We start from the raw sequence: 25,778 nt of genomic DNA on the forward strand, positions 1-25,778 counted from the left end.
TTCGGCGCGCTTTCGATCGCTCAGCGAACGAAAGCGCGCCGAAATCGCAGGGGAAGGGGTGCCTCGATGGCAACCGTTGCGGCCAAGGTCATCGCCGCCTTGCACAACAGCGGTGTACGCCGCGTCTACGGACTGCCGGGGGACAGCCTCAACGGCTTCACCGACGCGATCCGCCGTTCCGGAGACGTCACGTGGGAACACGTCCGGCACGAGGAGACGGCGGCGTTCGCCGCGGCGGCTGATGCCGCACTGACCGGAGGTCTGGCGGTCTGCGCAGGCAGCTGCGGACCTGGCAACCTGCACCTCATCAACGGGCTGTTCGACGCACAGCGCAGCCGCGTTCCCGTGCTGGCCATCGCAGCGCACATACCGCGAAACGAAATCGGCTCGGACTACTTCCAGGAAACGCACCCGCAGGACCTGTTCCGCGAGTGCAGCGTCTACTGCGAGCTGGTCAGCACGCCGGAGATGGCGCCGCGGATCATCGAGATGGCCATGCGCGCCGCCGTCGAGGAGAACGGTGTCGCCGTCGTCGTCATCCCCGGCGAGATATTCCTGGCCTCGGCGCCGGACTCCCATTGGCTGACCCGCGCGATAGTGCCGACCAGCTCGGTGACCCGGCCAGATGACGACTCGCTGCGCCGCGCCGCCGACATCCTGAACTCAGCGCAGAACGTCACGATCCTCGGTGGAGCGGGGGTGGCCGGCGCCCATGACGCGTTGATCCGAATCGCGGGCACGCTCAACGCGCCGGTCGTGCATGCACTGCGCGGCAAGGAGTTCGTGGAGTACGACAATCCGTTCGACGTCGGCATGACGGGTCTGCTCGGTTTCTCGTCTGGTTACAAAGCCATCAAGGAGGCCGACACCCTCCTGATGCTCGGCACGGACTTCCCGTATCAGCAGTTCTATCCCGACCAGGCGCGCGTGATCCAGGTCGACACGAGGGGGCGCCATCTCGGTCGGCGCACCCCCATCGACCTCGGACTGGTCGGCACGGTCGCCGATACGCTGGAGGCGCTGCAACCCCTGCTGGTGCAGAAGTCCGCGCGTGAGCACCTCGACCGCTCGCTGCGGCACTACCGCAAGACCCGGCAGAACCTGGACGCACTCGCTGTCAACGACCGGGACAAGACCCCGATCCGACCGGAATACGTTGCGGGACTGGTCGATCGGCTGGCGTCCGACGACGCGGTGTTCACCGTCGACGTCGGATCGCCCGTCGTCTGGGCGGCGCGCTATCTCTCCATGAACGGAAAGCGGCGCCTGGTCGGATCCTTCAACCACGGCACCATGGCGTGCGCGCTGCCCCACGCGATCGGCGCGCAGACGGCGTTCCCCGGACGGCAGATCGTGGCGCTGGCAGGCGACGGCGGACTTACCATGCTATTCGGTGAACTCATCACGCTCATCCAGAACCGGCTGCCGGTGAAGCTCGTCGTGTTCAACAACTCGTCGTTGAACTTCGTCGAGCTGGAGATGAAGGCCGCGGGCATCGTCAACTTCGGCACTGATCTGGTCAACCCGGACTTCGCTGCGGTCGCCCGCTCGATGGGCCTTTTCGGCCGTCGCGTCGAGCACCCGGGCGAACTCGAGGCCGCGATGAGCGAGGCGTTTGCTCACGACGGCCCCGCCGTCGTGGACGTGGTGACCGCCCGCCAGGAACTCTCCATCCCGCCTGCCATCACCGCCGAGCAGGCGAAGGGCTTCTCGCTGTACGCGATTCGGACCATCCTGGCTGGGCGCGCGGATGAGCTGCTCGACCTGGTCTCGACCAATGTGGCGCGCCGGTTGCTGGACTAGGCGGGTCGCGGTACTAGGCGGGTCGCGGTACTGCGGCCTTGGCGCCCTGGCCGATCCACGCGGGGATCGCGCGCCGCACGTCGGCCGGCCCCGAGACGGAGACGCTGCCGTCGAGCAGAGCCTGCGGCCAGCCCACGTCACCGCGCCAGATACGAGTCAGCGTGCGAAGACTCGTTGCGACGGTGGCCGTCACGTCATAGCCCGGGTCGAAGTCGCACACATCGGTGTCACCCTCGGCGACCACCAGCCACCACCGCGAGGCCTTCGGTATGACGCCGTCGAATTGGAACGCGATGGTGGTGCGTGACCGGGGCCAGGCGTCGATAGGGACAGACCGGTGAATGTCCCACATCAGCAGGTGCGGGTCGAGGTCCTCCTCACCTAGTTGGCCGATCCAGCGAGTGCCCCAGGTGCCCAGTGCGTCCACCACCTCGCCGAGTTCGAGGCCGCACTGCGTCAGTGCGTACGCGGTCCGCCCGTCGACCTCGGTGCGTTCCACCACCCCGGCCCTGGTCAGCGACTTCAGCCGTTTCGACAGCAGGGCCGGCGACATCTTGGGCAGCCCGCGCCGCAGGTCGTTGAAATGTCTGCTTCCGAGCAGAAGCTCGCGCACGACGAGGATCGTCCATCGCTCGTCGAGCAGCTCCATCGCCTTCGACACCGGGCAGAACTGGCCGTATCCGGACACGTTCATCACCTCCGAGAACATCGGCGTACAGATGGCGTACAGATATGGAACCAGCACCGCTACAGATTTGGTACTAGATCGCCACATCGATCGGCGCGACCCTTGCCTAATGGAGGGAAGCGGGAATCGAAGGACGAAGGGGGTCAAACATGTCCGCACCTGTTGACGATCGGGCGCTGGAGGCCAAACACCGCGCCATCTGGGCGACGGGGGACTATCCGAAGGTCGCCGCCGAACTGGTCTCGCCGCTGGGACCCATCCTGGTCGAGGCCTGCGGCATCGGTCCGGACGATCGGGTACTCGATGTGGCGGCCGGTACCGGTAACGCGTCAATACCGGCGGCTGCGATGGGCGCGAGCGTCGTCGCCAGTGACCTGGTGACCGACCTGCTGGCCCACGGCCGGACGCTGGCGCAAGAACGTGGCCTGGAGTTGGAGTGGCGGGAGGCCAACGCCGAGGCACTGCCGTTCGGCGACGGCGAGTTCGACGTCGTGATGTCGTGCATCGGAGTGATGTTCGCACCGCACCACCAGGCCGCCGCCGACGAACTGGTACGCGTGTGCCGGCCGGGCGGGACGGTGGGATTGCTCAGCTGGACACCCGAGGGGCACATCGGCCAGCTCTTCGCGGCGATGAAGCCCCATGTCCCGCCACCGCCACCGGGTGTCTCGCCGCCACCGCTGTGGGGCGATGAGGACCACGTGCGAGAACTGCTGGGGGACAGGGTAACCGATGTCGAGGTGACGCGCGGTGAGCTGATGGTCACCGCGTTCGCCGACGGGGCTGAGTTCCGGGACTACTTCAAAGCGGTGTACGGACCGACCATCACGGCGTACCGGGCCATCGGCGACGACCCGCAACGCGTCGCGGCGCTCGACGCCGATATCGCCGCCCTCGGAGACCGGACGCGCAACGGTACGTCGACGATGCCCTGGGAGTACCTGCTGGTGACCGCCCGCCGACGCTGACGTCGGGTAAGGCGATCAGAGGCCGCCCAGATCGTCGGGTACGTCGACGGCGTGTTGTTGGAGTATCTCGAGCGGCACCACGTCGATCGCGCGTTCGTGCGTGGCGGCCAGGACCACCGGGGCGGCACAGCCGTCGGCGTGCGCCCGTAGCCAGTTCACCGCGGTGACGCACCACCGGTCGCCGGGGCTCAGCCCAGGGAATCGGTACTCGGGTCGCGGCGTCGACAGGTCGTTGCCGATGGAGCGCTGGTGGGTCAGGAACTCCGTGGTGACGACGGCGCAGATGGTGTGGCTGCCGGCATCCTCGGGGCCGGTGGAGCAGCAGCCGTCGCGGTAGAAGCCGGTGAGCGGGTCGGTACCGCAGGGCTGCAGCGGTTCGCCCAGGACGTTGCGGTCAGCCATCGGTTCAGTATCACAGAGCCAGATCACAGAGCCTGCGCTGTGCCCTGCGATGACTTCCGTCGAACCGGTCACCTGCGCGGCGCGCTACCGCGACGATGTCAGCCATGGCCGATGAAGCGCTACCGACGCTCACCGACGACGACCGAATCGCATTGCAGGACTGGGTGCGCGCAACCGGGCTCGGATCCCGCGTCGCCGATGTGGCGCCGCTGGCAGGCGGAACCCAGAACATCGTGGTGCGGTTACGGATCGACGACCGTCCGATGGTGCTGCGCCGGCCACCGTTGCACCCCCGTCCGACGAGCGACAAGACGATGCTGCGCGAGATCGCGGTCCTGCGCACGCTCGCCGGAACCTCGGTGCCGCACCCGGGATTCATCGCCGGCTGTGAGGACCTCGACGTCCTGGGCGTGGTGTTCTACCTCATGGAGGAGGTGGACGGGTTCAACCCGGGCAACGAGATGGCACCGGCCTACGAGGATCCGCGGATGCGCCACGACGTCGGGCTGGCGTACGCCGCCAGCCTCGCCGAGCTGGGCAACGTGGCCTGGTCGGGCAGTCCCCTTGCCGCAATCCGACGTCCGGGATCGTTTCTGGCGCGCCAGGTTCCGCAGTTTCTCGGGCTGCTGGAGAGCTACCGCCACGAATCGTATGACCCGGCGTCACTGCCCGCGGTGACCGAGCTGGCGGATTGGTTGGAGACCAACCGGCCCGAGGACGGCGAGCCAGGCATCATGCACGGCGACGCCCACCTCAACAACGTGCTGTTGCATCGGGAGCGACCCGAGCTGGCCGCGTTCATCGACTGGGAGATGTGCACCATCGGCGATCCGCTGCTCGATCTCGGCTGGATGATGGTGTGCTGGCCCACCGAGCCCGACACCATCAACGCGGGCTCGCAACTGTCGGCGCTGGGTGGGCTTGCTGATCGGAGCGAACTACTCGCCGCCTACACCGCCGCGGGCGGCCGTCCCACGTCACGCCTGGACTGGTACGAGGCGCTGGCCTGCTTCAAGCTCGGCATCGTCATCGAGGGCACCTGGTCGCGTTATCTGGCCGGGCGGGCGAGTCGGGACGCGGGGGAGCGGCTGCACACCTCGGCGGCCTCGCTCATCGATTTGGGTATCGCGGTGGCCAAGGGGGACAACCCGTTCGCCTGACGCTCAGCGGTACGCGTCGAATCCGAGCTTGACGGCCAGTGCCAGACCGGCCATCGCGATGAGCAGGCGTAGCGGTGTTGCGGGGGCGCGCCGAACGACCACCGGTCCCAGCCGTGAGCCGATCAGGCAGCCGATACCGAGCGGGACGGCGGCCGCCCAGCTGACCGGACCGAACACCAGGAACACCAGCGCGGCAGCACCGTTGGCGGTGCCGAGGACCACGTTCTTGGTGGCGTTGGCACGCGCCAGCGACTCGCTGCCCATGGTCAGAAAGAGCGCGAGCAGCAGCACGCCCGCGGCGGCCCCGAAGAAGCCGCCGTAGACGCAGATCGCCAGGATCGTCGCGCCGAGCAGGACGGTGCGACCCGTGCTGCGGGGTCCGGTTCGCACGGTGCGACGACGAGGCAGCGCGATCAGAATCGCGGCTCCAGCGAGCAGCACCGGGACGGCTCTCTCGAACCCCTCCGAGGGAATCGACAGCAGAAGCACAGCGCCCGCCGCGCCCCCGGCCAGAGCGGTGGGCACCACCTTCTTGAGCCGTGTGCCCTGACCCTCGAGTTCGGGCAGTGATCCCCACACCGAGCCGACCCCGTTGAACACCAGCGCGACGGTGTTCGTGACGTTGGCCGTCACAGGTGGCAGGCCCACCAGCAGGAGGGCGGGATATGTCGACACCGAGGCCAGGCCGGCGATACTGCCGGCAAGGCCGCCGCCGATGCCGGCGAGGGCCAGGAGTATCACGTCCCACCAACTCAGCGCCGCCATTGGCGATGAACACTAGGCGATCAGTTGCGGGAGGCGCGTGGCGGCGCAGCAGCATGAGCGCGCGCATGCGCGACGGCGTCGTCGAGGGAATCGATCAGATGGTTCTCGTGACGCAGGGACTCAAGGATCCCGACGGCTGTCAGCAACGGCAGATGGTCGGGCTGCACCCCCTTGACGATCACCGTGATCCCGCGCGCCTCGAGTTCGTCCACTATGCGGGCGAGTGTGTGCGCGCCTGTGGCGTCGAGCATCCCCAGCTGTGACATCCGAATCACAACCACCCGTATGTCGTGGTGGTCGGCGTCGGTGATCACGTTCGAGATCCGTTCTGCCGCACCGAAGAACATCGCGCCGTCCAGTCGCAGCAACACAATGTGCTGGTCGCCCGGCTGTGGTGGCGCGGGGAGTTCCTCTCGGTGCACGCTGCTGCGTCGGGCGACAGTACGAAGCGCGAAGAACGCCGCCACCAGCACGCCTATCTCGACCGCCTCGACTAGGTCGAAGCACACCGTCACGACTGCGGTGAGTACGAAGGTCAGCGCATCCGACCGCGTGGACCGCATGATCTTGGAGATGGTGCCGGCCGAGATCATGCGAAACGACGTCACCATCAGCACGGCTGACAGGGCCGCCAGGGGAATGGCCGATACCGGCCCGGTCGCCAGGTAGACCACGCCGAGAAGCAGCACTGAGTGCACGATCGACGCGAGGCGGGTGCGCGCCCCCGATCGCACGTTGACCGCCGTGCGCGCGATGGCCCCGGTGGCCGGCATGCCGCCGAAGACACCCGAGGCGACCGACGCCAGACCCTGGCCGACCAGCTCCCGGTCCGGGTCGTACGGGCCGGTTGGTGACATGGTCGCGGCCACCCGTGCCGACAGCAACGATTCGATGGCTGCCAATGCGGCGATCGCCAGGGCCGCCCCGAGAAGGGGCTGTATCGCCCCGAGGTCGGCATGGGGAAGTACGGGCGTCGGCAGGTGCGAGGGCAGCGCACCGATCCGTGCCACCGGCACTGCGAGGACCCCGACCAGGATCGTTGCCGCAACCACGGCGATGAGCGATCCAGGAATCGATCGATGCAGGCGGGGCAACCCGATCATCAGCGCGGCCGCCACCGCTACCACCGCAAGCGACCATCTGGCCGTCGACCAGTCCGGGGACGTCAGGGCGCTCCACGCCGCGATGAGGGGTCGCTGGCCCTGCCGGCCTTCCTGCCCCAGGGCGGCGGGGACCTGCTGCAGGAAGATGATCGTGGCGATCCCGAGGGTGAACCCCTCGATCACGGGCCAGGGGATGAATGTCACGGCGCGACCCAAGCCCGTGATGCCGGCCGCGAGCACGATCAGTCCGGCCAGCACCGTCACCAGTGCGACGCTGCCGATCCCGTACGCGGCCACGATCGGTGCGAGCACAACGGCCATGGCTCCGGTGGGTCCTGAGACCTGGACGTGTGAGCCACCGAATACGGCTGCCACCACACCGGCGACAACGGCTGTCACCAATCCGGCGGCCGCTCCGACGCCCGAACTGATGCCGAACGCCAGGGCCAGGGGCATGGCCACCACGCCGACGGTGACCCCGGCCAGCGCATCGCGTCGCCACGACCTGCCGACATCGGCGTAATCCGACCGCTGCGGTAGCAGGCGTGCGGCGCGCCGCGCCGTGATCATTGAGTGGTTGTTCCAATGGGCGGTAGCGACTGCACAGCGTCGAGGTGGTCGCGGCTGGCGGCGAGGGTGTCGGTGAGGAACGTCCGCGCGATCTGCAGCAGCTCGAAGATCTTGGGGTGTGCGAGGCGGTAGAAGACAGCGTTGCCGTTTCGTTCGGCCGTGACGACATGATGCCGGCGCAACACCGCGAGGTGCTGTGACAGCAGAGTCGGTTCGATGTCGGTGACCGCCAGGATCTCGCTGACCGGGGTGGGTTCAGTCGCGGCCGACAAGATCTCCAGCACCCGTATTCGGGCCGGGTGGGCCAGTGCCTTGAACAGGTTGGCCTTGATCTCGTACAGCGGCTGTTCTGCGCCGGTGGGAAAGGGCACGACCAGATCCTTCGAATGATGGATTGAACGAATTATCAATCCATCATATGGGACAGCCCCGGAAAACGGCACTCACGTCCGAAATCCGGTTGCGTCGTCGCGCGGCGAGCGCCTAACATCGCGGACGTGCCGAAGCGACTCGTAGTAGCAACCCGCAGCGGGGTCTGATCCAGACCGACCCCCCGCTGTGGGTGGTCGCTACTTCGTCGGTCGTTTCCTCTGGCAAGAGAAGACCGGCACATGTACTCCATCTCATCGACACACATCGCAACCAGCGCAGTCCCTCTGTTCGCGGCCCAGTTCGACGCGCCGCTGCCCCCGGACCTGCGCGAGGAGGCTCAAACGATGACCACAGAGGCCTTTCAAAGCACCTACGCCCCGACGTCTGGACCCGTGCGGCTCGGCCACTGGCAGTGCACCGATACCGAGCGTGGTGGCACCCGTCTGGGGCCGCAGGCCCGTCACTATGAGGCCACCATCAGCGTGGGCGAGCGCATCGGCACGTCGACGGCGACCGCCTCGGGACCCGTCGCGGCGCTGACGGAGATGCTGCACCAGCGCGGTATTGCCGTCGAGATGCTGAAGTTTCATCAACTGCAAGCCGACGGTGGTGTCGCGACGTTCATCCGCGGCACCGATGGCAGCCACGATGCCTGGGCGTTGGGGCTGTCCGATGACCCGATTCAGTCGGCGTTGCGCGCGCTCGTCGCCTGCGCCAACCGGCTGCAGGACTAACCGCCTGCCGCCGCTGCGTTCCGCTCCTGCGCCTCTCGCACGGCGCCTCCGTACTGCGCCACCCATTGCGCAAGGGCCGTCAGTGGACCGTTGGCAAGGGAGGCGCCCAGCTCTGAGAGTCGGTACTCGACGCCGCGGGTGCCCGGGACGGTCGCCCGATCGATCAAACCGCTCATCGCCAGCCGCGTGATGGCCTGACTGAGCACCTTGTCGCTGATGCCTCCGATGCCGGCCAGCAGGTCTCGGCGTCGACGAGGGCCGGAGCGCAACGCGGACAACACAACCGGGTCCCAGGCGTGGGCGACCAGATCGGTCGCCAGACGCAGCTGGCAGTCCGCCACGAAGGGTTCACAGTGACTGTCCACGATCGTCCGTCCGCTCCTGTCGTGCAGCCGCCCGTTCTCGCCTACCAATTGGTAGGCGAGCGGTCCCTAGCGTAGTTCGCGCAACGTCATCGCAGCCACGATAGGAGATTCGGCACCATGCGCATCGGAATTCTGGGAACGGGTAACTTGGCCGCCACGCTTGGGCAGGCGTGGGCACGTTCCGGTCATCACGTGATCATTGCCGGGCGGTCGCCAGCACGGGCTGAGCTGACCGCCAACGTGATTGGTGATCAGGCGCGAGCCGTGGCAGCCGAGGATCTCGCCGCGCAATCGGACGTCATCGTGATCGCGGTGGCGTGGGAGGGTCTGGGCACCGCGCTCACCGTCGCGCACGCCCCCGAGGGCGCGTTCGCCGACAAGACCGTCATCGACTGCACCAACGCGCTCGACTTCACCACCGGGCTGCTGATCCCCTCGACAGGATCAGCGGCACAACACATCTCCGACGTCGCCACGGGCGCACACGTCGTCAAGGCGCTGCACCTGTATGCCGGGCAGAGCTGGCTCGACCCGCACGCCACCGACCTCGCGCCGAGGACCGTGGCGATCTGCGGTGACGATCAGCGGTCGCTGGACACCACGTCGGCTCTCATCCGGGACCTGGGGGCGTCCGCCGCTGTGATCGGCGGACTCGACCACGCCCGTCAACTCGAGGACGTCGCCGGATTCGTCATTTCCGTTGTGGCCGCGGGACACAACCCCGTCACCGCGGTGCCGTCAGTACAACCGTCAGCGTGAGTCAGCGCAGCGGGCGAAGGACTATCGGCATGCCGTCCATCGGGATCGGCATGCCGCCGTAGTCCCAGTGCGCCTTGTAGCCGGGGCGAGCCAGCTCGAGGCGGTACTTGCGCAACAGCCGGTGCATGACGGTCTTGATCTCGAGCTGGCCGAAGACCATGCCGATGCACTTGTGCGCGCCACCGCCGAACGGGGCGAACGCGTACCGGTGCTGCTTGTGCTCGTTGCGCGGCTCGTCGAACCGGGCCGGGTCGAACTTCTCCGGATCCGTCCACAGCTCGGGGAGGTGATGATTCATCGACGGCCACGTCACCACCGTGGTGTTGGCCGGGACGTGGTGACCGCACAGCTCGGTGTCGCGCACGGTGGAGCGCACATTGAACGGCAGCGGCGTGACCAGGCGCAGCGACTCATTGATGACGAGGTCGAGTGTCTCGAGCTTGTCGAGCGCCTCGATGTCGAGCGGTCCGTCACCCAGGCGGTCAGACTCGTCGCGGACCCGGTCCTGCCACTCCTGGTTGGCGGCCAGGTGATACGCCATGGTGGTCAGCGTGGACGTCGACGTGTCGTGCGCGGCCATCATCAGGAAGATCATGTGGTTGACGATGTCCTGATCGGAGAAGCTGTTGCCGTCCTCGTCCTCGGTCTGACAGAGCACCGTCAACATGTCGGTGCCGTCGGACCCGCGCTTCTCCTTCACCCGAGCGGCGAAGTAGTCGTCGAGCACCTTGCGCGCCTGAAGCCCGCGCCACCACTTGAACGGCGGCACCGCCGTGCGAATGATGGCACCGCCTGCCCGGGTGGTCATGGTGAACGCGTCATTGACCTTGGTCACCAGTTCCTTGTCGCCACCGTGCTCGTGGCCCATGAACACCACCGAGGCGATGTCGAGGGTGAGTTCCTTGACTGCCGGATAGAACAGGAAGCGTCCGTCGTTGGCGACCCAGTCGTTGGCAACGACGTCCGAGGCCACGCGGTCGATGTGCTCGACGTAGCCAGTCAGCCGGCTGCGCGTGAACGCCTCCTGCATGATGCGGCGGTGGTACATGTGCTCGTCGAAGTCGAGCAGCATCAGGCCGCGGTTGAAGAACGGGCCGATCACCGGATGCCAGCCGCCCTGGCTGTAGTCCTTGTTGCGATTGGAGAACACGGTCTGCGTGGCGTCAGGACCCAAGGCCAGGATCGACGGCAGGGCGGGCGAGTGTGCGTAGTGCACCGGGCCGTGCTCGCGGTAGACCTGCAGCATGTAGTCGGGGCCGCTGCGGAACGTCTCGATCATGTGGCCGAGGACCGGTAGGCCGGCGTCGCCCATCACGGGCTTGAGGTCGCTGCCTGCGGGCGGCTTGGCGAGTTCGAACTGCGGCCAATCGCGTTTGCGGAGGCGCTTCTCGACCGCACCCATTCCGGGGAGGTTGTTGATCGACGGCGTGAGCCGCCGTTTCGCCTCTCCGAGGAGATACTCCGGGGTGTTGATGGTCGCCATGAAAGCTCCTGCGCGTCTGTGGGCTGGGTGGCCGGGCTGTGGTCGATCTCACTGAATTTGTGAACTAGGCCCATCCTGACCGTCACACTTGACGCATGTCAAGTTTTGAAGTGGCGCGTCGCGGGTGCGAAGGTTGACGGGATGAGTGTCGAATCCGTACCCGGCGAGGCGCGCCGCAGTCGTGGTGACCGGCAGCGTGACGCGATCATGTCGGCTGTGCGCGAGCTACTTGAGGTAAAGGCGTTCGCCGACCTCTCGGTCAGCATGATCAGCGAGCGCGCGGGTGTCGCGCGGTCGGGTTTCTACTTCTACTTCGACTCGAAGTACGCCGTGCTCGCGGTCATCGTGGCCGACGCCCTGGACGAACTCGACAAGCTCACCCACGACTTCGCGCCACGCGAACCCGGGGAGACCCCCGCCGAGTTCGCCAAGCGCATGGTGGGAAGTGCCGCGGCGGTGTTCGCGAGCAACGACCCGATCATGCAGGCCTGCACATTGGCCCAGAACACCGACGCCCAGATCCGCGAGATCATGAACGACTTCGAGGACACGGTGATCGACAAGATCGTCGGGCTGGTCCGCCAGGACTCCGGTGCGCGTCCCATCACCGACGACCTGCCCGCGCTGGTTCGCATGCTGACCGCGACGACCGCCATGACGCTGTCGCACGACAGTGGCTTCGTCGGACGGGGGACCGACCCCGTCCGGGCCATCGACGTGGTCGAGCGGCTCTGGCTCAACGCACTCTGGGGCGGTAACGCGCATCCCCACCCGTAACCGCCGGTATCGTCTGCGCCATGACGGCGAAGTTTGCAGGTAAACGGTGCTTCCTGACAGGGGCCGCGAGCGGCATCGGGCGGGCGACGGCACTCAAACTCGCCGCTGAAGGTGCCGAGTTGTTCCTCACCGACCGCAACGAGGAGGGGCTCGCCGAGACCGTCGCCGATGCCCGTGCCCTCGGTGGGCAGGTCAGTGCGCACCGGGCCCTCGACATCTCCGACAACGACCAGGTGTCGGCGTTCGCCGCAGACATCCACGCGGCGAACCAGAGCATGGACGTCGTGATGAACATCGCCGGCATCTCGGCGTGGGGCACGGTGAGCCACCTGAGCCACCGCCACTGGGAGCAGATGGTCTCGGTCAACCTGATGGGGCCGATCCACGTCATCGAGGCGTTCGTGCCGCCGATGGTCGCGGCCGGCCGCGGCGGCAGCCTGGTGAATGTGTCCTCGGCGGCAGGAATTGTCGCGCTGCCCTGGCACGCCGCCTACAGCGCCAGCAAGTACGGCCTGCGCGGCCTGAGTGAAGTCCTGCGCTTCGACCTCGCGCGGCACCGGATCGGGGTGTCCGTCGTTGTGCCCGGCGCCGTGAAGACGCCGCTGGTGCAGACTGTCGAGATCGCAGGCGTGGACCGTGACCACCCGCAGGTGGCGAAGTGGGTCGACCGGTTCGGCGGGCACGCCGTCTCGCCCGAACGCGCGGCCGACAAGATCCTGGCGGGCGTCGCGCGCAACCGCTACCTGATCTACACGTCGTCTGACATCCGCGCGCTGTACGCCTTCAAGCGGTTCGCGTGGTGGCCCTACAGCGTCGCGATGCGTCGGGTCAACGTCATCTTCACCCGCGCACTGCGGCCCCCGCGGGCCGGCTAGCGCTCACCGCTTGCCCCAGTCCCATGGTGGTGCGCTGAGGTTGGTCTGACCGGTGATCCGCGTTTCGCCCCAGTCCTTGTGCAGTTCGATCTCGGTGGAGCCGTCGTCGGCTAGGTGCTTGCGCATCGCGGCCGAGTGGGTGACCACCACGACCTGAGTATTGGCGGCCGCCGCGCGGATCATCGCCGCCAGCGGTCCGACGAGATCGGGATGCAGCGAGGTCTCGGGCTCGTTGAGCACCATGAGCGACGGCGGAGCCGGGCTCAGCAGCGCAGCGCCCCACAGCAGGAATCGCAGTGTGCCGTCAGACAATTCGGCCGTTCGCAGCGGTCGTAGCATGCCCTTCTGGTGCAACTGAAGCTCGAACAGCCCGTCGGTGACCGCGACCGACACCGTGGCATCGTCGAACGCGTCGGCGACAGCCCGAGCCAGGTCGTCGAACCCGGCTTCGATGATGGTCTGCACGGCGGCCGCAAGGTCCGCACCGTCATCGCTCAGCACCGGTGTCCGGGTACCGATCCGCGGCTGTCGGGCGGGCGCGTCGGCGTCGACCCGGAAACCGTCGTAGAACCGCCAGCCGCGCAACCGGTCCCGGACGGCCGCGAGTTCGGGTAGCGCTCCCGGGTGGGCGTACTCGGCGAGCACGCTGCGATAGGCGGGCAGTGAGCGCGTGATCTCCTCGAAGCCGCGGCCCGACTCCGAGGCGGCCTCTGCGTAGTCCCGGCCGCGGCTGACCAACGTCGCGCTTGGCCGCAGCCGCGGACCGGCGAACACCACCTCGCGCTTGATCTCGGGGTCGCGGGTGAACGAGGAACCGGGGCCGGCGAACTGCGGCAACCCGAGGTCGATCAGATAGCCGAAGTCATCGGAGGCGAAGCCGAGTTCCAGTGCGACGGGGCGGGTTCGGGTGGTGCCCTGCGCACTACCCGTGCGGCGGGCACCGCCGAGGCCCTCGGGGCCTGCCCACAGCACCGACTCGAGGCCACCTTCGCGCGCCAGCGAGCCGATCACCTCATTGCGGGCGCAGTCGGCGAGTAGACGCAACGACCGGTACACCGAGGACTTGCCGGTGCCGTTGGCGCCGGTGACGACTGTGAGACCAGTCAGGGGGATGACGACCTCGCGAAGTGAGCGGTAACCGCGTACGGCGACGGTGTGGAGCACCACTGCACCGTAGTCGGCTGCTCAGACATGCTGGGCTACTCAGACATCGTCTGGCATTGCGAGTTCCAGCCGAACCCCGAGCAGGCGCACCGGTCGGTCGAGGTCGAACTGGTCGAACACCGCCAGTGCGGTGTCCACGATCGTCTGCTCGTCGGTGGTCGGCGCCGCGAGCTTGCGGATCTTGGTCCTGGTGAAGAAGGTCTTGGTGCGCACCGTCACGGCAACCCGGGTCACGATGCGGCCCTGTTCGACGATCTCGGCGAGCGTCTGGATGGCCAGCTGCGTTATCGCCGAGTCCATCTCGGCGCGGTCGGTCAGGTCGGCGGGAAACGTCACGACGTGGCTGCGGGACCGCGGGACCCACGGTTCCGCGCTGACCGTCGTGTCACCGCCGCCCTTGGCCAGCAGCAGGATTCCTAGGCCGGTGGACGGACCGAACGTCGACGTCAGCAGGGTCGGGTCAGTGGCGGCGAGATCGGCGACGGTGGTGATGCCAAGGCCATCAAGGCGTTTGGCGGTCTTGGGGCCGACGCCCCACAGGGCGTCGACGCCGCGGTCGCCCATCACCGTCATCCAGTTCTCGTCGGTGAGCGCAAAAATACCGGCGGGCTTGCCGAACCCCGTTGCCACCTTGGCCCGCTGCTTGTTATCGCTGATGCCCACCGAGCACGACAGGCCCGTCTCGGCCGATATCACCGTGCGGATCCGCTCGGCGAGGTCGAAGGGATCGGTGTCGCCGTCCAGCCCGAGGTAGGCCTCGTCCCAGCCCCACACCTCGACCGGATGGCCGAGGTCGCGCAGCAGCCCCATGACCTCCTCGGATGCCTCGTCGTAGGCGGCTGAGTCGGACGGCAGGAACGTGGCGTCGGGACACTTGCGGGCCGCGATGCGCAAGGGCATGCCGGCGTGAACCCCGAACTCGCGCGCCTCATACGACGCGCACGTGACGACCTTTCGGGGCTCGGTCGGGTCGCCGCTGCCGCCCACGATGACAGGCAGGCCCACCAGCTCGGGATGGCGACGCAGTTCCACCGACGCCAGAAACTGGTCGAGATCGACGTGCAGGACCCACTTGCTCATGGGCGATCACCTGAGTCCATTGCTCTTCGCGCAAGCGCTCATCGGAGCCCGTCGCTCTTCGCGCGAGCGCTCATCGGCGCCCGTCGCTCTTCGCGCGAGCGCTCATCGGCCGCACAGCTTGCGGGCCAGGTCCTCCCACGCATCGGCCTGCAGGTCCAGATCGCGGTCGAGGTCGGTGATTTGATGGGCGACGTAGTCGGCGTCGAGGAGGGCCATCAGCGCATCGGCCTGCGCGTCGAGATCGCCCGTGGTGCCCGCCTTGCCCAGCAGCATCCTCACGTGCGTGCGATGCAGGGTGGCGGGGGAGTTGAACCGCATCGCAGGGTCGCGGCTGACGTCGGACAGCAGTGCGAAATGGTTCCACACGAACTGCAGCCGCTCGCGCCCGTAGGCGATCAGGCGGTCCAGCGGCGGCGCGTCCGGGCCCAGCGGCGGGGGCCCGAACATGAAGGCGCGCTGCTCGGCCTTCTCGTCCTCGTCGAGCAGTACGAGCATCAGCCCCGAGCGGCTGCCGAAACGCCGGAACAGGGTGCCCTTGCCGACTCCCGCTGTCGTCGCGACGTCGTCCATGGTGACGGCGTCGGCACCGCGTTCGGCGACGAGGCGGCGGGCCGCGTCCAGGAGCAGAGTGCGATTACGGGCGGCGTCACCCCGCTCGGTCGGCGCTGCGTCAGTGACCGGCAGGTTGGTGAATCCGGCCGACTCGGCCGCCTCTTCTGTGGCACTCACGTTCGCACTTTAACTCAGCCGGAATAATTCGGACCGCGGTCCGGTTGGCCTGTGCGAGCATCGCAGTGGCCAAATGAGAGGAATCTGGGGATATGTCTGAGGGCAGCGACGTCAAGGTCTTGGTACTGCTGGGGAGTCTGCGGCGGGAGTCGGTGAACCGGCAGCTCGTCGAACTCGCCGCCGAGGTGGCGCCCCCGGGTGTCACCCTGGAGTTCTTTGATCGCCTGGGTGAGCTTCCGCACTACAACGAGGACATCGACGGCGACGACGTGGCCGAGTCGGTTCAGGCCCTGCGCGCCGCCGCGGGTGACGCCGACGCCGCACTGGTCGTGACCCCGGAGTACAACGGCAGCATCCCCGGCGTGCTGAAGAACGCGATCGACTGGCTGTCGCGGCCGTTCGGGAACGGCGCGCTGAAGGGCAAGCCGGCAGTGGTCATTGGCGGGTCGTATGGCCAGTTCGGCGGGGTGTGGGCGCACGACGAGACGCGCAAGTCGTTCGGCATCGCCGGACCGCGGGTGATCGAGGACCTGAAGCTCTCCGTGCCGTTCAAGACGCTTGATGGCAAACACCCGAGAGAGAACGCCGACGTCGCCGCCGACCTCCGTGACGTCGTCGCGAAGCTGGCCGCCGAGGTCGGCTGACACCACAGCAACTCAAAGGCCGCCGACACGCCCGAAAGGGACACGTCGGCGGCTTTGCTGTCGGGCGCGCAATCGTGTAGTTGTCAGTGCCCGGTGATAGACCTGAGGTCATGATCGGACACACGAGGGCGGTGTGATGTGCGACACGCCGGAGGAAAACCGCGTCGCTGCGTGTGCGACCTGGGAATTTCATCAATGTTGTTCAGAACATCTTGTATGTCTTCTGATTGTCGGACACTAGGTGTAGTGTCTTGACCACCGACAGGCCCCCACAGTTCCGAAGCGTTTCAGGGTCAGCCGGAGGCACACGATCCGGCAGTGTCTGGTCCCAGACCCAGTCGGATTCGCAGTCTCCGACGACTGGGATCGAGGGAATTTCGAGGGTCCGCGGCTCGCTGAAACTCAGTGAGATGCAGGTCCCGGGTCAGTTGCCAGTCCAAGTTCAGATCACGTCGCAGTTCCGCGTCCAAGATTCCACAGAGGAGCCGTACCGAGATGACCGTCACCGTGTACACCAAGCCGGCATGTGTGCAGTGCAACGCCACCTACAAGGCGCTCGACAAGCAGGGCATTGCCTACGAGCTGGTCGACATCACCCTGGACACCGAGGCCCGTGACTACGTCATGGCGCTGGGTTACCTCCAGGCGCCCGTCGTGGTCGCAGGTGCCGAGCACTGGTCGGGCTTCCGCCCGGATCGCATCAAGGCACTGGCCGGTGCGGTTGCGGCATCGGACGCGGTCACGGCCACGGCCTAGCGGACGCGCACACCAGGAGCGCAGAGGGCAGGCATCACGGCGGTAGAAGGGAGCGATCTCGTGAGCAATCTCGTCTACTTCTCCAGCGTCTCGGAGAACACTCACCGGTTCGTCGAGAAGCTGGGTCTGCCCGCCATCCGCATCCCGCTCCGCGAGCGCATCGAGGTCGCCGAGCCCTTCGTCCTGGTCCTGCCCACCTACGGCGGCGGGCACGCGAACGAGCCCGATCCCGATGCCGGGGGCTACGTCCCCAAGCAGGTCATCGCATTCCTCAACAACAAACACAACCGGTCGCTGATCCGCGGTGTCATCGCCGCGGGCAACAACAACTTCGGCGCCGAGTTCGCTTACGCGGGTGAAGTGGTCTCCCGTAAGTGCGGCGTGCCCTACCTCTACCGATTCGAACTGATGGGAACCCCGGACGACGTGGAAGCCGTCCGTGCGGGTCTCGCCGACTTCTGGAAGGACCAGACATGCCACCAACCGTCACAGCTGCAGAGCCTGTAACCACCGGGGCTCACGCGTTGCCGGGCGAGACGGACTATCACGCCCTCAACGCGATGCTGAACCTGTACGACGCGGACGGCAAGATTCAGTTCGACAAGGACCGTGAAGCTGCGAATCAGTACTTCCTGCAGCACGTCAACCAGAACACGGTGTTCTTCCACAATCAGGACGAGAAGCTCGACTACCTCGTCCAGAAGGAGTACTACGAGCGCGAGGTCCTCGACCAGTACTCGCGCAACTTCGTCAAGTCGCTCCTGGATCGCGCGTACGCCAAGAAGTTCCGGTTCCCGACGTTCCTGGGCGCGTTCAAGTACTACACCTCCTACACGCTGAAGACGTTCGACGGGAAGCGCTACCTGGAGCGCTTCGAGGACCGTGTCGTCATGGTCGCCCTCACGCTGGCCGCCGGTGACACCGAGTTGGCCGAGAAGCTTGTCGACGAGATCATCGACGGCCGGTTCCAGCCGGCCACCCCGACGTTCCTCAACTCGGGCAAGAAGCAACGCGGCGAGCCCGTGTCGTGCTTCCTGTTGCGTATCGAGGACAACATGGAGTCCATCGGTCGCTCCATCAACTCTGCGCTGCAGCTGTCCAAGCGTGGCGGCGGAGTCGCATTGCTGCTGAGCAACATTCGCGAGCATGGCGCACCGATCAAGAACATCGAGAACCAGAGTTCGGGTGTTATCCCGATCATGAAGCTGCTGGAGGATTCGTTCTCCTACGCCAATCAGCTCGGGGCCCGCCAGGGTGCCGGCGCGGTGTACCTGCAGGCGCATCACCCCGACATCTACCGGTTCCTCGACACCAAGCGCGAGAACGCCGACGAGAAGATCCGCATCAAGACGCTCTCGCTGGGCGTCGTCATCCCGGACATCACGTTCGAGCTGGCGAAGCGCAACGAGGACATGTACCTGTTCTCGCCGTACGACGTGGAGAAGGTCTACGGCGTGGCGTTCGCCGACATCTCGATCACCGAGAAGTACTACGAGATGGTCGATGACGCGCGGATCCGCAAGACGAAGATCAAGGCGCGCGAGTTCTTCCAGACGCTGGCCGAGCTGCAGTTCGAGTCCGGCTACCCGTACATCATGTACGAGGACACGGTGAACCGGTCGAACCCGATCGAGGGCAAGATCACGCACAGCAACCTGTGCTCGGAGATCCTGCAGGTGTCGACGCCGTCGCTGTTCAACGAGGACCTGACCTACGCCAAGGTGGGCAAGGACATCTCGTGCAACCTCGGCTCGCTCAACATCGCCAAGGCGATGGACTCACCGGACTTCGCCCAGACCATCGAGGTGTCCATCCGCGCGTTGACCGCGGTGAGTGATCAGACGCACATCTGGTCGGTGCCGTCAATCGAGCAGGGCAACAACGACTCTCACGCCATCGGGCTGGGGCAGATGAACCTGCACGGTTACCTGGCCCGCGAGCGGATCCACTACGGCTCCGAAGAGGGCATCGACTTCACCAACATTTACTTCTACACGGTGCTCTTCCACGCGCTGCAGGCGAGCAACAACATCGCGATCGAGCGGGGCAGGGCCTTCGGTGGCTTCGAGCGGTCGAAGTACAAGTCGGGCGAGTTCTTCGACAAGTACACCGATCAGGTGTGGGAGCCGGCCACCCCGCGGGTGCGCGAGCTGTTCGACGATGCGGGCATTCACATTCCGACACAAGAGGATTGGGTGCGGTTGAAGGAGTCGGTGCAGAAGCACGGCATCTACAACCAGAACCTGCAGGCCGTCCCGCCGACGGGGTCGATCAGCTACATCAACCACTCGACGAGCTCGATCCACCCGGTGGCGTCTCGGATCGAGATCCGCAAGGAAGGCAAGATCGGCCGCGCGTACTACCCGGCGCCGTATCTGACGAACGACAACCTGGAGTACTACCAGGACGCGTACGAGATCGGCTTCGAGAAGATCATCGACACCTACGCCGCGGCCACCCAGCACGTGGATCAGGGTCTGTCGCTGACGCTGTTCTTCAAGGACACCGCCAGCACGCGTGACGTGAACAAGGCGCAGATCTACGCCTGGCGCAAGGGCATCAAGACGCTGTACTACATCAGGCTTCGCCAGATGGCGCTGGAAGGCACTGAGGTGGAGAACTGCGTCAGCTGCATGTTGTGACGCCGGGTCTCTGACAGCCGAGACCTCCGATGTCGACGACCGTTGAGGCGATCCTCATCACCGCTCTGGTCCTCGGCATCGTTGTCGCGATGTTCGGCTTGATCTACGTGTGGGAGACGTGGGTCAAAGGCACTCGACTGGAGCAGCGCATCGATCGCTTCTTCGATCGCGTCAGCGACATGTTCGACCGGTAGTGTCGCGCCTGCTTTCCTCAGCTGCGTGCGGTGCAGAATCAGCTCTCGCGAGCCTGCTCCGCATGCAGCGCCTTCAGGCGTCGTTCCTCGCGCAGCACGCTCTGGTAGCTCTCGCGTTCCGCGACCAACCACTCGGGCTTCTCCTCGAGCAGCGCGTTGATCTGTTCGGTGGTGAGCGCATCCGTGACGCCGCTGCGCGCGAGCCCGGCGATCGAGACGCCGAGCTTGGCGGCCACCAGGTTCTTCGGGTGCGGCCCGTTCTTGCGGAGGTCCTTGAGCCACTGCGGCGGGTCCGCCTGCAGGGCGGTGAGCTCGGCGCGGGTGATCGGGTTCTCCTGGAACTCGGCAGGCGTCGCCGGCAAGTACACGTCCAGCTTCTTCGCCGCTGTGGCGGGTTTCATGGACTGCGCGTTAGGCCTGCTCATGGCACCAGCGTATCGGTAGCCTGATGCGGTGACCTCGCTCCGCCTCACCGTCGGGTACGTCCCTGGCGTGACACCCGCGAAGTGGGCTCGGACCTGGGCGGAGCGTCACCCTGCGGTGCCGCTGCAGTTGCGGGCCGTCGCTGCGGCAGACGCGGCCGACGCCGTGCGGGCCGGCACCGTCGACGTGGCGTTGCTCCGGTTGCCGGCTGACACGTCCGGGCTGGCCGTCATCCCGCTCTATGAGGAGACGACGGTGGCCGTGGTGCCGGCCGATCACATTCTCACCGCCGTCGACGAGATCACCGCCGCAGATCTCGACGGCGAGCCGATGCTGCTCCCACTTGACGACGTCGTTGACTGGGTGGGCGCTCGCGGCACCCCGGTCGATCACCGGCCCGAGACCACCGAGGACGCAATAGAACTCGCTGCCGCAGGTGTCGGTGCGCTCGTCGTTCCGCAGTCGCTGGCGCGGCTGTATCACCGCAAGGACCTCACGTACCGCCCGATCGCCGATGCGCCCACCTGCCCTGTGGCGCTCGCCTTCCCGGATGGGCCGCAGGCTGAACTGGTCGAGGAGTTCATCGGGATTGTGCGGGGCCGCAAACCGAGTTCGTCGCGTGGGCAGGCCGAGCCGGTGCCTAAACGCACGGCACGGGAGAAGACACTCGCGAAGCAGGCCGCCCGCGCCGCTGCGGGCAAGGTCGCCCGCAAGCCGAGTCCGGCCAAACGCGGTCGACGCTAACGCAACGACGCGGTACCGGAGTGCGTCTACCTGGCGCACCGGACGATTCGGGAATTGCGAGCATGTGCGCACGGTTCGTGCACATATGACAACTGGTGGTGATGTTGCGTCGTTCGGACCCAACGCGTCTGGATATGTGTGGAAGTCGACGGCAGACGTCGAATCGATCGAAGTGTCTCCCGGAATCACCGTCCAACCGCTCTGGCGGGGTGCCAACGGTGCCCACGCCGCTGTCACAACAATCGCTCCAGGCGCGGTCTGGGTAGGTGAAGACCTCCATGACCCAGGTCCCGAGGAGGTCTACGTGGTCTCCGGTGTGCTCAACGACGGCGTCAACGACTATGCCGCAGGCACGTTCCTGCACGCCCCGGCCGGATCATGGCACGTACCGCAGTCCACGCAGGGTTGTGTGTTGTTCCTCTTCTACCCGGAAGGCTGACGTTCCCCGGGTCAGGCGTCAGCGCTATGGCGCTGGGGGCGCCGGTGGGGCTGGCAGTTCCGCTGGAGCCGGCGGGGCCGGTGCCGGATCCGGCATGTGTCCAGGCTCGTCGGGGAGCACGGTGTCCGCGCGCACCTCGTAGGTGTCCAGACTCGTGATCTTGTCGTCGACCCAGCCGCCCGGGTAGTAGGTGCAGTTGGTGCCCCAATAGGAGTCGGAGCAGCTGCTGGTTGCGTTCTTATAGTGCCGGGGAACCCCGATGACCCGGCGGCGTGTCCACGACCCGTCCGCTCGGATCGGGTCGTCGCAGATGAAACGGTTCTCCGAACCCAGGAAGCCCCACGGGCGGCTCTCGCAGTTCGCCGGCATCTCGGCATTGGCGGCGGGCGCGAGGACGGTCGCCGCGCTGATGACCGTTCCCAGTCCGAGCAAGAGAAGCGTACGGCCGGTGCCGATGACGGTCATGGCGATCCTTTTCGAGTGTCAAGAATTGAAGGTGTGCGGTGTAACCGCGACGTCAGCATTAGGGCGCTGGCGGGGCCGCCGGTGCCGGTGCCGGATCCGGCATGTGCCCTGGCTCGTCGGGAAGGACGGTCTCCGCACGCACCTCGTAGGTGTCGTCACTCAAGACCTTGTCTTTGGTCCAGCCGCCCGGGTAGTGGGTGCAGTTGGTGCCCCAGTAGCCGCGGGAGCAGCTGCTGGTTGGGTTCTGATAGCGGGTGGGAACCCCGATAGTTCGACGCCGTGTCCACGACCCATCTGGTCGGATCGGCTGGTCGCAGATGAGACGCGTCTCCGAGCCCAGGAAGCCCCAGGCTCGGACTTCGCAGCTGGGAGGAGCCTCGACCTCGGCGTTGGCGGCGGGCGCGAGGATGGTCGCCGCGCCGATGACGGTTCCTAGTCCGAGCAAGAAAAGCGTACGGCCGGTGCCGTTGACGGTCATAGCAATCCTCTTCACGTGTCAAAAAATTTAAGACAGCGTTAATTTACCTGATCGTGATGTTTGCTGTTTGCGAATCGGCACGCGAATTAGTGACTTAGGTCGCTTGTGGCGCCTGGGTTGGCGTTGGCTCGACGGAGAAATTCGCCAGTTGATCCTGCGTCGGCCTCACGGTTGGCGCTCCCGGGAAGGTCGCCCACAAGCCGGGCTGGGCCGCGAGCGCAGGAAGCAGATAGTTCGCAATGACAGCGGGCGCCGATTGTGAACCTGACGACGCTCCGGAGCCTGAGACGTCGTCAGATTCACAGTCGGCGAGCCCAACTCGGCTAGGTGTGCTGCGGGCCCTGTTCCTTCTTGTACATCGCCCGCAGCAGCCGGTCGCGGAACGCGGCCTTGTCGATCAGCTTCACGCCGGCGCTGGCCAGCCTCGGCTGCCCGATCAGCTTGTGCATGTAGCGGCCACGCCGGTACTCCCGGCCCCACGCCGCCTCCATCCGCTGCGCGTAGTTCGTGAAGTCGTTGGGGCCACCGTTGGTCAGCGCCGCGATCGCGCATTCGCCTGCGGCCAGCCCGGACTCGAGGGCCTTGGAGATGCCCGCGCCCGACGCCGGCTTGCCCGCGCCCAACGCGTCACCGGTGAACAGCACACCCGGCCGCCACGGCGGCCATGCGGTGAAGCCCATCGGCAGACGCCACGCCCGCACGCTCTTGTTCTTCTTGAGTTCCTCGATGGCGGGCAGCTCCCAGTCGCGCGGCAGCGAGCGCAGGAACTCGCCGAGGAATTGCGTGGCGTTGATCGACTGCCAGTTCTTGTAGCTGTTGACGTAGCCCAGGCCGATGTTGAACAGGCCGTTGCCCATCGGGAACACCCAGCCGTAGCCGGGCAGCTGGTCACCCTCGAAGACCAGCTTCAGGTAGATGTCCAGGGAATCGGAGTCGGCCCGGTTGGCGTGCATCTCCGAGCGGATCGCGATCGCCGAGTAGCCGTTGTACTCCGAGTCGATCTTCAGGGCTCGCTTGATGGGGGAGTAGGCACCGTCGGCGGCGATGACCGCATCGCCGTGGATCTTCTCGCCACTCTTGAGCACGACGCCGACCACTCGGCCGGTCGCGTCGAACTCCGGACCGGCGACCTCCGCTCCCTGGCGCACCTCGGCACCTGCGGACTCGGCGTGCTTGAGCAGCACGGTGTCCAGGTGGGTGCGGCTCACGGTGTGCCCGTGATCGGGCATACCGGGGCGCTTCGGGAAGGACAGCTCCCAGGCGCTGGGACTGAACACCGTCACCCGGTTGACCCGGTGATAGGTGGCGACCTCGTCGGCCAACCCCATCTTCTGCAGGTAACTCACCGCGCGTGCGGTGAGTCCGTCGCCACACGGTTTGTCCCGAGGGAACTCGGCCTTGTCCAGGACGATCACCTTCGCGCCGGTTCGCGCCGCCTGCCATGCCGCGGCAGAGCCAGAAGGCCCTCCGCCGGCGATTACCAGGTCGTATCGCTGGGTCATGCGCCTCTCTCTTTTTGCTCCTTGGCCCTGGATCAATGTTACTCGGCGGTATCGATCGGGGCCCGGACGAGCGGCGCGGTCTTGGCAGGTCAGGCGGTACCAGCGGGTACAGTAAACGCGTGCGTCGACCGTCGATCCCTCGTCCGGGTGCCCAACCCGGTGTGAAGGTCGATGCGCGCAGCGAGCGGTGGCGCGAGCACCGCAAGAAGGTCCGCAGCGAGATCGTGGACGCCGCTTTCCGGGCGATCGACCGGCTCGGCCCAGAGCTGAGCCTGCGTGAGATCGCCGAGGAGGCAGGCACCGCCAAGCCGAAGATCTACCGGCATTTCACCGACAAGTCGGACCTGTTCCAGGCGATCGGCGAGCGGTTGCGCGACATGCTTGGAGCGGCCATCTTCCCGCAGATCGACCTCGCCTCCGACTCGGCCCGTGAGGTGATCCGCCGCAGCGTCGAGCAGTACGTCCTGCTGGTCGACGAGCATCCCAACGTCTGCCGCTTCCTGATTCAGGGCCGGTTCGCCGAGCAGAGCGAGTCGACCATGCGCGCGCTCAACGAGGGTCGCGGGGTCACGCTGGCGATGGCCGCGATGTTCAGCAATGAACTGCGTGAGATGGAACTCGATCGCGCAGCCATCGAACTCGCCGCGTTCACCACATACGGTTCGGCCGCAGCCGCGACGGACTGGTGGCTGGGTCCCGAAGTCGACAGCCCCCGGCGGATGCCCGCCGAGGAGTTCATCGGCTACATGACCACGATCATGCTCGGCGCGATCAAAAGCACCTGTGAGCTGCTGGGCATCAAGATCGACCCCGAGCTGCCGGTGCACGAGGGTGTTCGCCGCCGCGAGTCCGTGGCCTGATCCGCTAGCTGTGCTGACTTTCGCACTCGCTATTTGAGGCGTCCGCCTCATGCGGTGAGCACGGTGCCCCGGCGAGCATCGGAGTATGACAAACACAACACCCGCCGCCATCGTCGCGGCGCTCAACGAACAACCTGAACTCCCCGCGGGGGCAGACGAACGCTTCGCCGGATTCGGCATCATGGGGCTGCCCTTCGCCAATGGCCACTACCTGGGTTTGCGCCAGTTCCCGACCGCGACGTTCGCCCCGGCCTACGCCTCGGTGTGGCACCGCGACCCGGCCGGCACCTGGACGTTCTATGCGACGACGCCGGGTCAGCAGAGCTGCGCGCGGTACTTCAGTTCCTCGACGTCGACCGACGCGGTGCAGTGCGACATCGACGTCACCTGGGTGACGGAGTGGGCAGTTCGTATTCGCATCGACGGACTGTTGGACTGGACCGTTCAGCTCGGCGAGACCCCGGCCACCCGGTTGATCAGCCGGGTCGGGCCGCGACTGCCGGAACGGGCGTGGACCAACCGCACCGCACTCGGTGTCATCAGCCGGGTCGCGGGCCGCGTCCTCGGCGTCGGTGAGATGCGCCTGGCCGGGGCGGCCTCCAACGGCCAGTCCTTCATGGTCGCGCCGCGGACGGTGTGGGCCGTGACCGCGTCGCACGCCACTCTGCGCGGCGAGGCGCTCGGTCCAACCGGACCACTGCAGACGCAGGCACGGCTCGGCGACTTCCGGCTGCCCCAGCGGGGGATCGCGGTGGTCGCGAACGGGCACTTCGAGAACTTCGACCCGGAGCGCCACCGGAGCTCTGAGCGCACAGTCGAGCTGGGCTGAGTCAG

29 protein-coding genes and 1 pseudogene are annotated in these 25,778 nt (G+C 66.6%); 16 read left to right on the top strand and 14 right to left on the bottom strand.

Annotated features, from left to right (window positions below; all coding sequences use genetic code 11):
* Positions 1-66 precede the first annotated feature (66 nt).
* Positions 67-1,803 carry a ubiquinone-dependent pyruvate dehydrogenase gene (gene poxB, locus ACZY0X_RS17870; RefSeq protein ID WP_463772262.1) on the top strand — a complete coding sequence of 579 codons (1,737 nt, stop codon included), beginning with the start codon at positions 67-69 and terminating at the stop codon, positions 1,801-1,803.
* 13 nt (positions 1,804-1,816) lie between these two features.
* Here the strand turns inward: poxB and ACZY0X_RS17875 are convergent, their stop codons facing one another.
* The gene (locus ACZY0X_RS17875) at positions 1,817-2,491 is read right to left on the bottom strand and encodes a winged helix-turn-helix transcriptional regulator (protein ID WP_463772484.1); all 675 of its coding nucleotides are present in this window, start codon (positions 2,489-2,491) and stop codon (positions 1,817-1,819) included.
* 149 nt (positions 2,492-2,640) lie between these two features.
* Between ACZY0X_RS17875 and ACZY0X_RS17880 the strand changes: the two genes are divergently transcribed.
* Positions 2,641-3,459, top strand: coding sequence for a class I SAM-dependent methyltransferase (locus ACZY0X_RS17880; protein WP_463772264.1), 819 nt, complete (start codon positions 2,641-2,643; stop codon positions 3,457-3,459).
* A 15-nt stretch (positions 3,460-3,474) separates the two neighbouring features.
* On the opposite strand, the gene ACZY0X_RS17885 is transcribed toward ACZY0X_RS17880, so the two are convergent.
* Positions 3,475-3,861 (bottom strand): DUF2237 family protein, encoded by a 387-nt coding sequence (locus tag ACZY0X_RS17885; RefSeq protein WP_463772266.1) that lies wholly within the window; start codon positions 3,859-3,861, stop codon positions 3,475-3,477.
* Positions 3,862-3,965: 104 nt separating this feature from the next.
* Between ACZY0X_RS17885 and ACZY0X_RS17890 the strand changes: the two genes are divergently transcribed.
* Complete coding sequence (locus ACZY0X_RS17890; RefSeq protein ID WP_463772268.1) at positions 3,966-5,021, top strand: phosphotransferase family protein; 1,056 nt, start codon at positions 3,966-3,968, stop codon at positions 5,019-5,021.
* Between the two features lie 3 nt (positions 5,022-5,024).
* On the opposite strand, the gene ACZY0X_RS17895 is transcribed toward ACZY0X_RS17890, so the two are convergent.
* The 3 genes from ACZY0X_RS17895 to ACZY0X_RS17905 are packed head-to-tail and all read right to left on the bottom strand — an operon-like array spanning position 5,025 to position 7,830.
* On the bottom strand, positions 5,025-5,786 hold the full coding sequence (locus ACZY0X_RS17895) for a sulfite exporter TauE/SafE family protein (RefSeq protein ID WP_463772269.1): 762 nt from the start codon (positions 5,784-5,786) through the stop codon (positions 5,025-5,027).
* Between the two features lie 20 nt (positions 5,787-5,806).
* Positions 5,807-7,459 (bottom strand): SulP family inorganic anion transporter, encoded by a 1,653-nt coding sequence (locus ACZY0X_RS17900; protein WP_463772270.1) that lies wholly within the window; start codon positions 7,457-7,459, stop codon positions 5,807-5,809.
* A complete protein-coding gene (locus ACZY0X_RS17905) occupies positions 7,456-7,830 on the bottom strand; it encodes an ArsR/SmtB family transcription factor (RefSeq protein WP_463772271.1) in 375 nt (124 codons plus the stop codon). The genes ACZY0X_RS17900 and ACZY0X_RS17905 overlap by 4 nt, the downstream gene beginning before the upstream one ends.
* A gap of 240 nt (positions 7,831-8,070) precedes the next feature.
* Here ACZY0X_RS17905 and ACZY0X_RS17910 point away from each other — a divergent pair, with 240 nt between their 5' ends.
* Positions 8,071-8,565, top strand: coding sequence for a homocitrate synthase (locus ACZY0X_RS17910; RefSeq protein ID WP_463772272.1), 495 nt, complete (start codon positions 8,071-8,073; stop codon positions 8,563-8,565).
* Here ACZY0X_RS17910 and ACZY0X_RS17915 read toward each other — a convergent pair.
* Positions 8,562-8,930 (bottom strand): winged helix-turn-helix transcriptional regulator, encoded by a 369-nt coding sequence (locus ACZY0X_RS17915; RefSeq protein ID WP_463772274.1) that lies wholly within the window; start codon positions 8,928-8,930, stop codon positions 8,562-8,564. The two genes, ACZY0X_RS17910 and ACZY0X_RS17915, sit on opposite strands and share 4 nt — an antisense overlap.
* 105 nt (positions 8,931-9,035) lie before the next feature.
* Here ACZY0X_RS17915 and ACZY0X_RS17920 point away from each other — a divergent pair.
* Positions 9,036-9,689: pseudogene (locus ACZY0X_RS17920) on the top strand (NADPH-dependent F420 reductase); the annotation flags it as partial.
* A gap of 1 nt (position 9,690) precedes the next feature.
* Here ACZY0X_RS17920 and ACZY0X_RS17925 read toward each other — a convergent pair.
* Complete coding sequence (locus tag ACZY0X_RS17925; RefSeq protein ID WP_463772275.1) at positions 9,691-11,172, bottom strand: cytochrome P450; 1,482 nt, start codon at positions 11,170-11,172, stop codon at positions 9,691-9,693.
* 141 nt (positions 11,173-11,313) lie between these two features.
* Here ACZY0X_RS17925 and ACZY0X_RS17930 point away from each other — a divergent pair, with 141 nt between their 5' ends.
* Positions 11,314-11,949: a TetR/AcrR family transcriptional regulator gene (locus ACZY0X_RS17930; RefSeq protein WP_463772276.1), complete on the top strand. Its 636-nt coding sequence runs from the start codon at positions 11,314-11,316 to the stop codon at positions 11,947-11,949.
* A 20-nt stretch (positions 11,950-11,969) separates the two neighbouring features.
* Entirely contained in the window at positions 11,970-12,824 is an 855-nt protein-coding gene (locus ACZY0X_RS17935) for an SDR family oxidoreductase (RefSeq protein ID WP_354524558.1), read from the top strand.
* Positions 12,825-12,827: 3 nt separating this feature from the next.
* On the opposite strand, the gene ACZY0X_RS17940 is transcribed toward ACZY0X_RS17935, so the two are convergent.
* From ACZY0X_RS17940 to ACZY0X_RS17950, 3 genes are all read right to left on the bottom strand, one after another.
* Positions 12,828-13,988, bottom strand: a complete 1,161-nt coding sequence (locus ACZY0X_RS17940; protein WP_463772277.1) for an AAA family ATPase — start codon at positions 13,986-13,988, stop codon at positions 12,828-12,830.
* 39 nt (positions 13,989-14,027) lie between these two features.
* Positions 14,028-15,068, bottom strand: coding sequence for a DNA polymerase IV (locus tag ACZY0X_RS17945; protein WP_463772279.1), 1,041 nt, complete (start codon positions 15,066-15,068; stop codon positions 14,028-14,030).
* Between the two features lie 102 nt (positions 15,069-15,170).
* On the bottom strand, positions 15,171-15,797 hold the full coding sequence (locus ACZY0X_RS17950) for a TetR/AcrR family transcriptional regulator (protein ID WP_463772280.1): 627 nt from the start codon (positions 15,795-15,797) through the stop codon (positions 15,171-15,173).
* A 92-nt stretch (positions 15,798-15,889) separates the two neighbouring features.
* Here ACZY0X_RS17950 and ACZY0X_RS17955 point away from each other — a divergent pair, with 92 nt between their 5' ends.
* From ACZY0X_RS17955 to ACZY0X_RS17975, 5 genes are all read left to right on the top strand, one after another.
* Positions 15,890-16,441 carry an NAD(P)H-dependent oxidoreductase gene (locus ACZY0X_RS17955; protein ID WP_463772282.1) on the top strand — a complete coding sequence of 184 codons (552 nt, stop codon included), beginning with the start codon at positions 15,890-15,892 and terminating at the stop codon, positions 16,439-16,441.
* A gap of 495 nt (positions 16,442-16,936) precedes the next feature.
* On the top strand, positions 16,937-17,197 hold the full coding sequence (locus tag ACZY0X_RS17960) for a redoxin NrdH (protein WP_463772283.1): 261 nt from the start codon (positions 16,937-16,939) through the stop codon (positions 17,195-17,197).
* Positions 17,198-17,257: 60 nt separating this feature from the next.
* On the top strand, positions 17,258-17,704 hold the full coding sequence (nrdI, locus tag ACZY0X_RS17965) for a class Ib ribonucleoside-diphosphate reductase assembly flavoprotein NrdI (protein WP_354524562.1): 447 nt from the start codon (positions 17,258-17,260) through the stop codon (positions 17,702-17,704).
* Complete coding sequence (gene nrdE / locus ACZY0X_RS17970) at positions 17,671-19,839, top strand: class 1b ribonucleoside-diphosphate reductase subunit alpha (RefSeq protein ID WP_463772285.1); 2,169 nt, start codon at positions 17,671-17,673, stop codon at positions 19,837-19,839. Before nrdI ends, nrdE begins: the two co-directional genes overlap by 34 nt.
* A gap of 29 nt (positions 19,840-19,868) precedes the next feature.
* Positions 19,869-20,033, top strand: a complete 165-nt coding sequence (locus ACZY0X_RS17975; protein WP_463772286.1) for a hypothetical protein — start codon at positions 19,869-19,871, stop codon at positions 20,031-20,033.
* A gap of 38 nt (positions 20,034-20,071) precedes the next feature.
* Here the strand turns inward: ACZY0X_RS17975 and ACZY0X_RS17980 are convergent, their stop codons facing one another.
* On the bottom strand, positions 20,072-20,458 hold the full coding sequence (locus ACZY0X_RS17980; protein WP_463772287.1) for a DUF5997 family protein: 387 nt from the start codon (positions 20,456-20,458) through the stop codon (positions 20,072-20,074).
* A gap of 28 nt (positions 20,459-20,486) precedes the next feature.
* Here ACZY0X_RS17980 and ACZY0X_RS17985 point away from each other — a divergent pair, with 28 nt between their 5' ends.
* Positions 20,487-21,200 carry a LysR family substrate-binding domain-containing protein gene (locus ACZY0X_RS17985; protein ID WP_463772288.1) on the top strand — a complete coding sequence of 238 codons (714 nt, stop codon included), beginning with the start codon at positions 20,487-20,489 and terminating at the stop codon, positions 21,198-21,200.
* 85 nt (positions 21,201-21,285) lie between these two features.
* Positions 21,286-21,639, top strand: coding sequence for a cupin domain-containing protein (locus ACZY0X_RS17990; RefSeq protein WP_463772289.1), 354 nt, complete (start codon positions 21,286-21,288; stop codon positions 21,637-21,639).
* 24 nt (positions 21,640-21,663) lie between these two features.
* On the opposite strand, the gene ACZY0X_RS17995 is transcribed toward ACZY0X_RS17990, so the two are convergent.
* From ACZY0X_RS17995 to ACZY0X_RS18005, 3 genes are all read right to left on the bottom strand, one after another.
* On the bottom strand, positions 21,664-22,104 hold the full coding sequence (locus ACZY0X_RS17995; RefSeq protein WP_463772290.1) for a CDGP domain-containing protein: 441 nt from the start codon (positions 22,102-22,104) through the stop codon (positions 21,664-21,666).
* A gap of 58 nt (positions 22,105-22,162) precedes the next feature.
* Complete coding sequence (locus ACZY0X_RS18000) at positions 22,163-22,582, bottom strand: CDGP domain-containing protein (protein WP_463772291.1); 420 nt, start codon at positions 22,580-22,582, stop codon at positions 22,163-22,165.
* A 323-nt stretch (positions 22,583-22,905) separates the two neighbouring features.
* Positions 22,906-24,084, bottom strand: a complete 1,179-nt coding sequence (locus tag ACZY0X_RS18005) for an NAD(P)/FAD-dependent oxidoreductase (protein ID WP_463772293.1) — start codon at positions 24,082-24,084, stop codon at positions 22,906-22,908.
* Positions 24,085-24,203: 119 nt separating this feature from the next.
* Here ACZY0X_RS18005 and ACZY0X_RS18010 point away from each other — a divergent pair, with 119 nt between their 5' ends.
* Both ACZY0X_RS18010 and ACZY0X_RS18015 read left to right on the top strand, forming a co-directional pair.
* Positions 24,204-24,944, top strand: coding sequence for a TetR/AcrR family transcriptional regulator (locus ACZY0X_RS18010; protein WP_463772294.1), 741 nt, complete (start codon positions 24,204-24,206; stop codon positions 24,942-24,944).
* A gap of 85 nt (positions 24,945-25,029) precedes the next feature.
* Positions 25,030-25,773, top strand: coding sequence for a hypothetical protein (locus ACZY0X_RS18015; protein WP_463772295.1), 744 nt, complete (start codon positions 25,030-25,032; stop codon positions 25,771-25,773).
* Positions 25,774-25,778: the final 5 nt, after the last annotated feature.

Source organism: Mycobacterium sp. IDUB_39, assembly GCF_055419205.1.

Bases quoted from the DNA above. Each gene is read 5' to 3' on its own strand.
- ACZY0X_RS17900 (WP_463772270.1), bottom strand. From the start codon at position 7,459: ATGATCACGGCGCGGCGCGCCGCACGCCTGCTACCGCAGCGGTCGGAT.
- ACZY0X_RS18000 (WP_463772291.1), bottom strand. From the start codon at position 22,582: ATGACCGTCAACGGCACCGGCCGTACGCTTTTCTTGCTCGGACTAGGA.
- ACZY0X_RS17945 (WP_463772279.1), bottom strand. From the start codon at position 15,068: ATGAGCAAGTGGGTCCTGCACGTCGATCTCGACCAGTTTCTGGCGTCG.
- ACZY0X_RS17895 (WP_463772269.1), bottom strand. From the start codon at position 5,786: ATGGCGGCGCTGAGTTGGTGGGACGTGATACTCCTGGCCCTCGCCGGC.
- poxB (WP_463772262.1), top strand. From the start codon at position 67: ATGGCAACCGTTGCGGCCAAGGTCATCGCCGCCTTGCACAACAGCGGT.
- ACZY0X_RS17980 (WP_463772287.1), bottom strand. From the start codon at position 20,458: ATGAGCAGGCCTAACGCGCAGTCCATGAAACCCGCCACAGCGGCGAAG.
- ACZY0X_RS17910 (WP_463772272.1), top strand. From the start codon at position 8,071: ATGTACTCCATCTCATCGACACACATCGCAACCAGCGCAGTCCCTCTG.
- ACZY0X_RS17955 (WP_463772282.1), top strand. From the start codon at position 15,890: ATGTCTGAGGGCAGCGACGTCAAGGTCTTGGTACTGCTGGGGAGTCTG.
- ACZY0X_RS17930 (WP_463772276.1), top strand. From the start codon at position 11,314: ATGAGTGTCGAATCCGTACCCGGCGAGGCGCGCCGCAGTCGTGGTGAC.
- ACZY0X_RS17990 (WP_463772289.1), top strand. From the start codon at position 21,286: ATGACAACTGGTGGTGATGTTGCGTCGTTCGGACCCAACGCGTCTGGA.
- ACZY0X_RS18015 (WP_463772295.1), top strand. From the start codon at position 25,030: ATGACAAACACAACACCCGCCGCCATCGTCGCGGCGCTCAACGAACAA.
- ACZY0X_RS17880 (WP_463772264.1), top strand. From the start codon at position 2,641: ATGTCCGCACCTGTTGACGATCGGGCGCTGGAGGCCAAACACCGCGCC.
- ACZY0X_RS17935 (WP_354524558.1), top strand. From the start codon at position 11,970: ATGACGGCGAAGTTTGCAGGTAAACGGTGCTTCCTGACAGGGGCCGCG.
- ACZY0X_RS17975 (WP_463772286.1), top strand. From the start codon at position 19,869: ATGTCGACGACCGTTGAGGCGATCCTCATCACCGCTCTGGTCCTCGGC.
- ACZY0X_RS17890 (WP_463772268.1), top strand. From the start codon at position 3,966: ATGGCCGATGAAGCGCTACCGACGCTCACCGACGACGACCGAATCGCA.
- nrdE (WP_463772285.1), top strand. From the start codon at position 17,671: ATGCCACCAACCGTCACAGCTGCAGAGCCTGTAACCACCGGGGCTCAC.
- ACZY0X_RS17885 (WP_463772266.1), bottom strand. From the start codon at position 3,861: ATGGCTGACCGCAACGTCCTGGGCGAACCGCTGCAGCCCTGCGGTACC.
- ACZY0X_RS17960 (WP_463772283.1), top strand. From the start codon at position 16,937: ATGACCGTCACCGTGTACACCAAGCCGGCATGTGTGCAGTGCAACGCC.
- ACZY0X_RS17995 (WP_463772290.1), bottom strand. From the start codon at position 22,104: ATGACCGTCATCGGCACCGGCCGTACGCTTCTCTTGCTCGGACTGGGA.
- ACZY0X_RS18005 (WP_463772293.1), bottom strand. From the start codon at position 24,084: ATGACCCAGCGATACGACCTGGTAATCGCCGGCGGAGGGCCTTCTGGC.
- ACZY0X_RS17925 (WP_463772275.1), bottom strand. From the start codon at position 11,172: ATGGCGACCATCAACACCCCGGAGTATCTCCTCGGAGAGGCGAAACGG.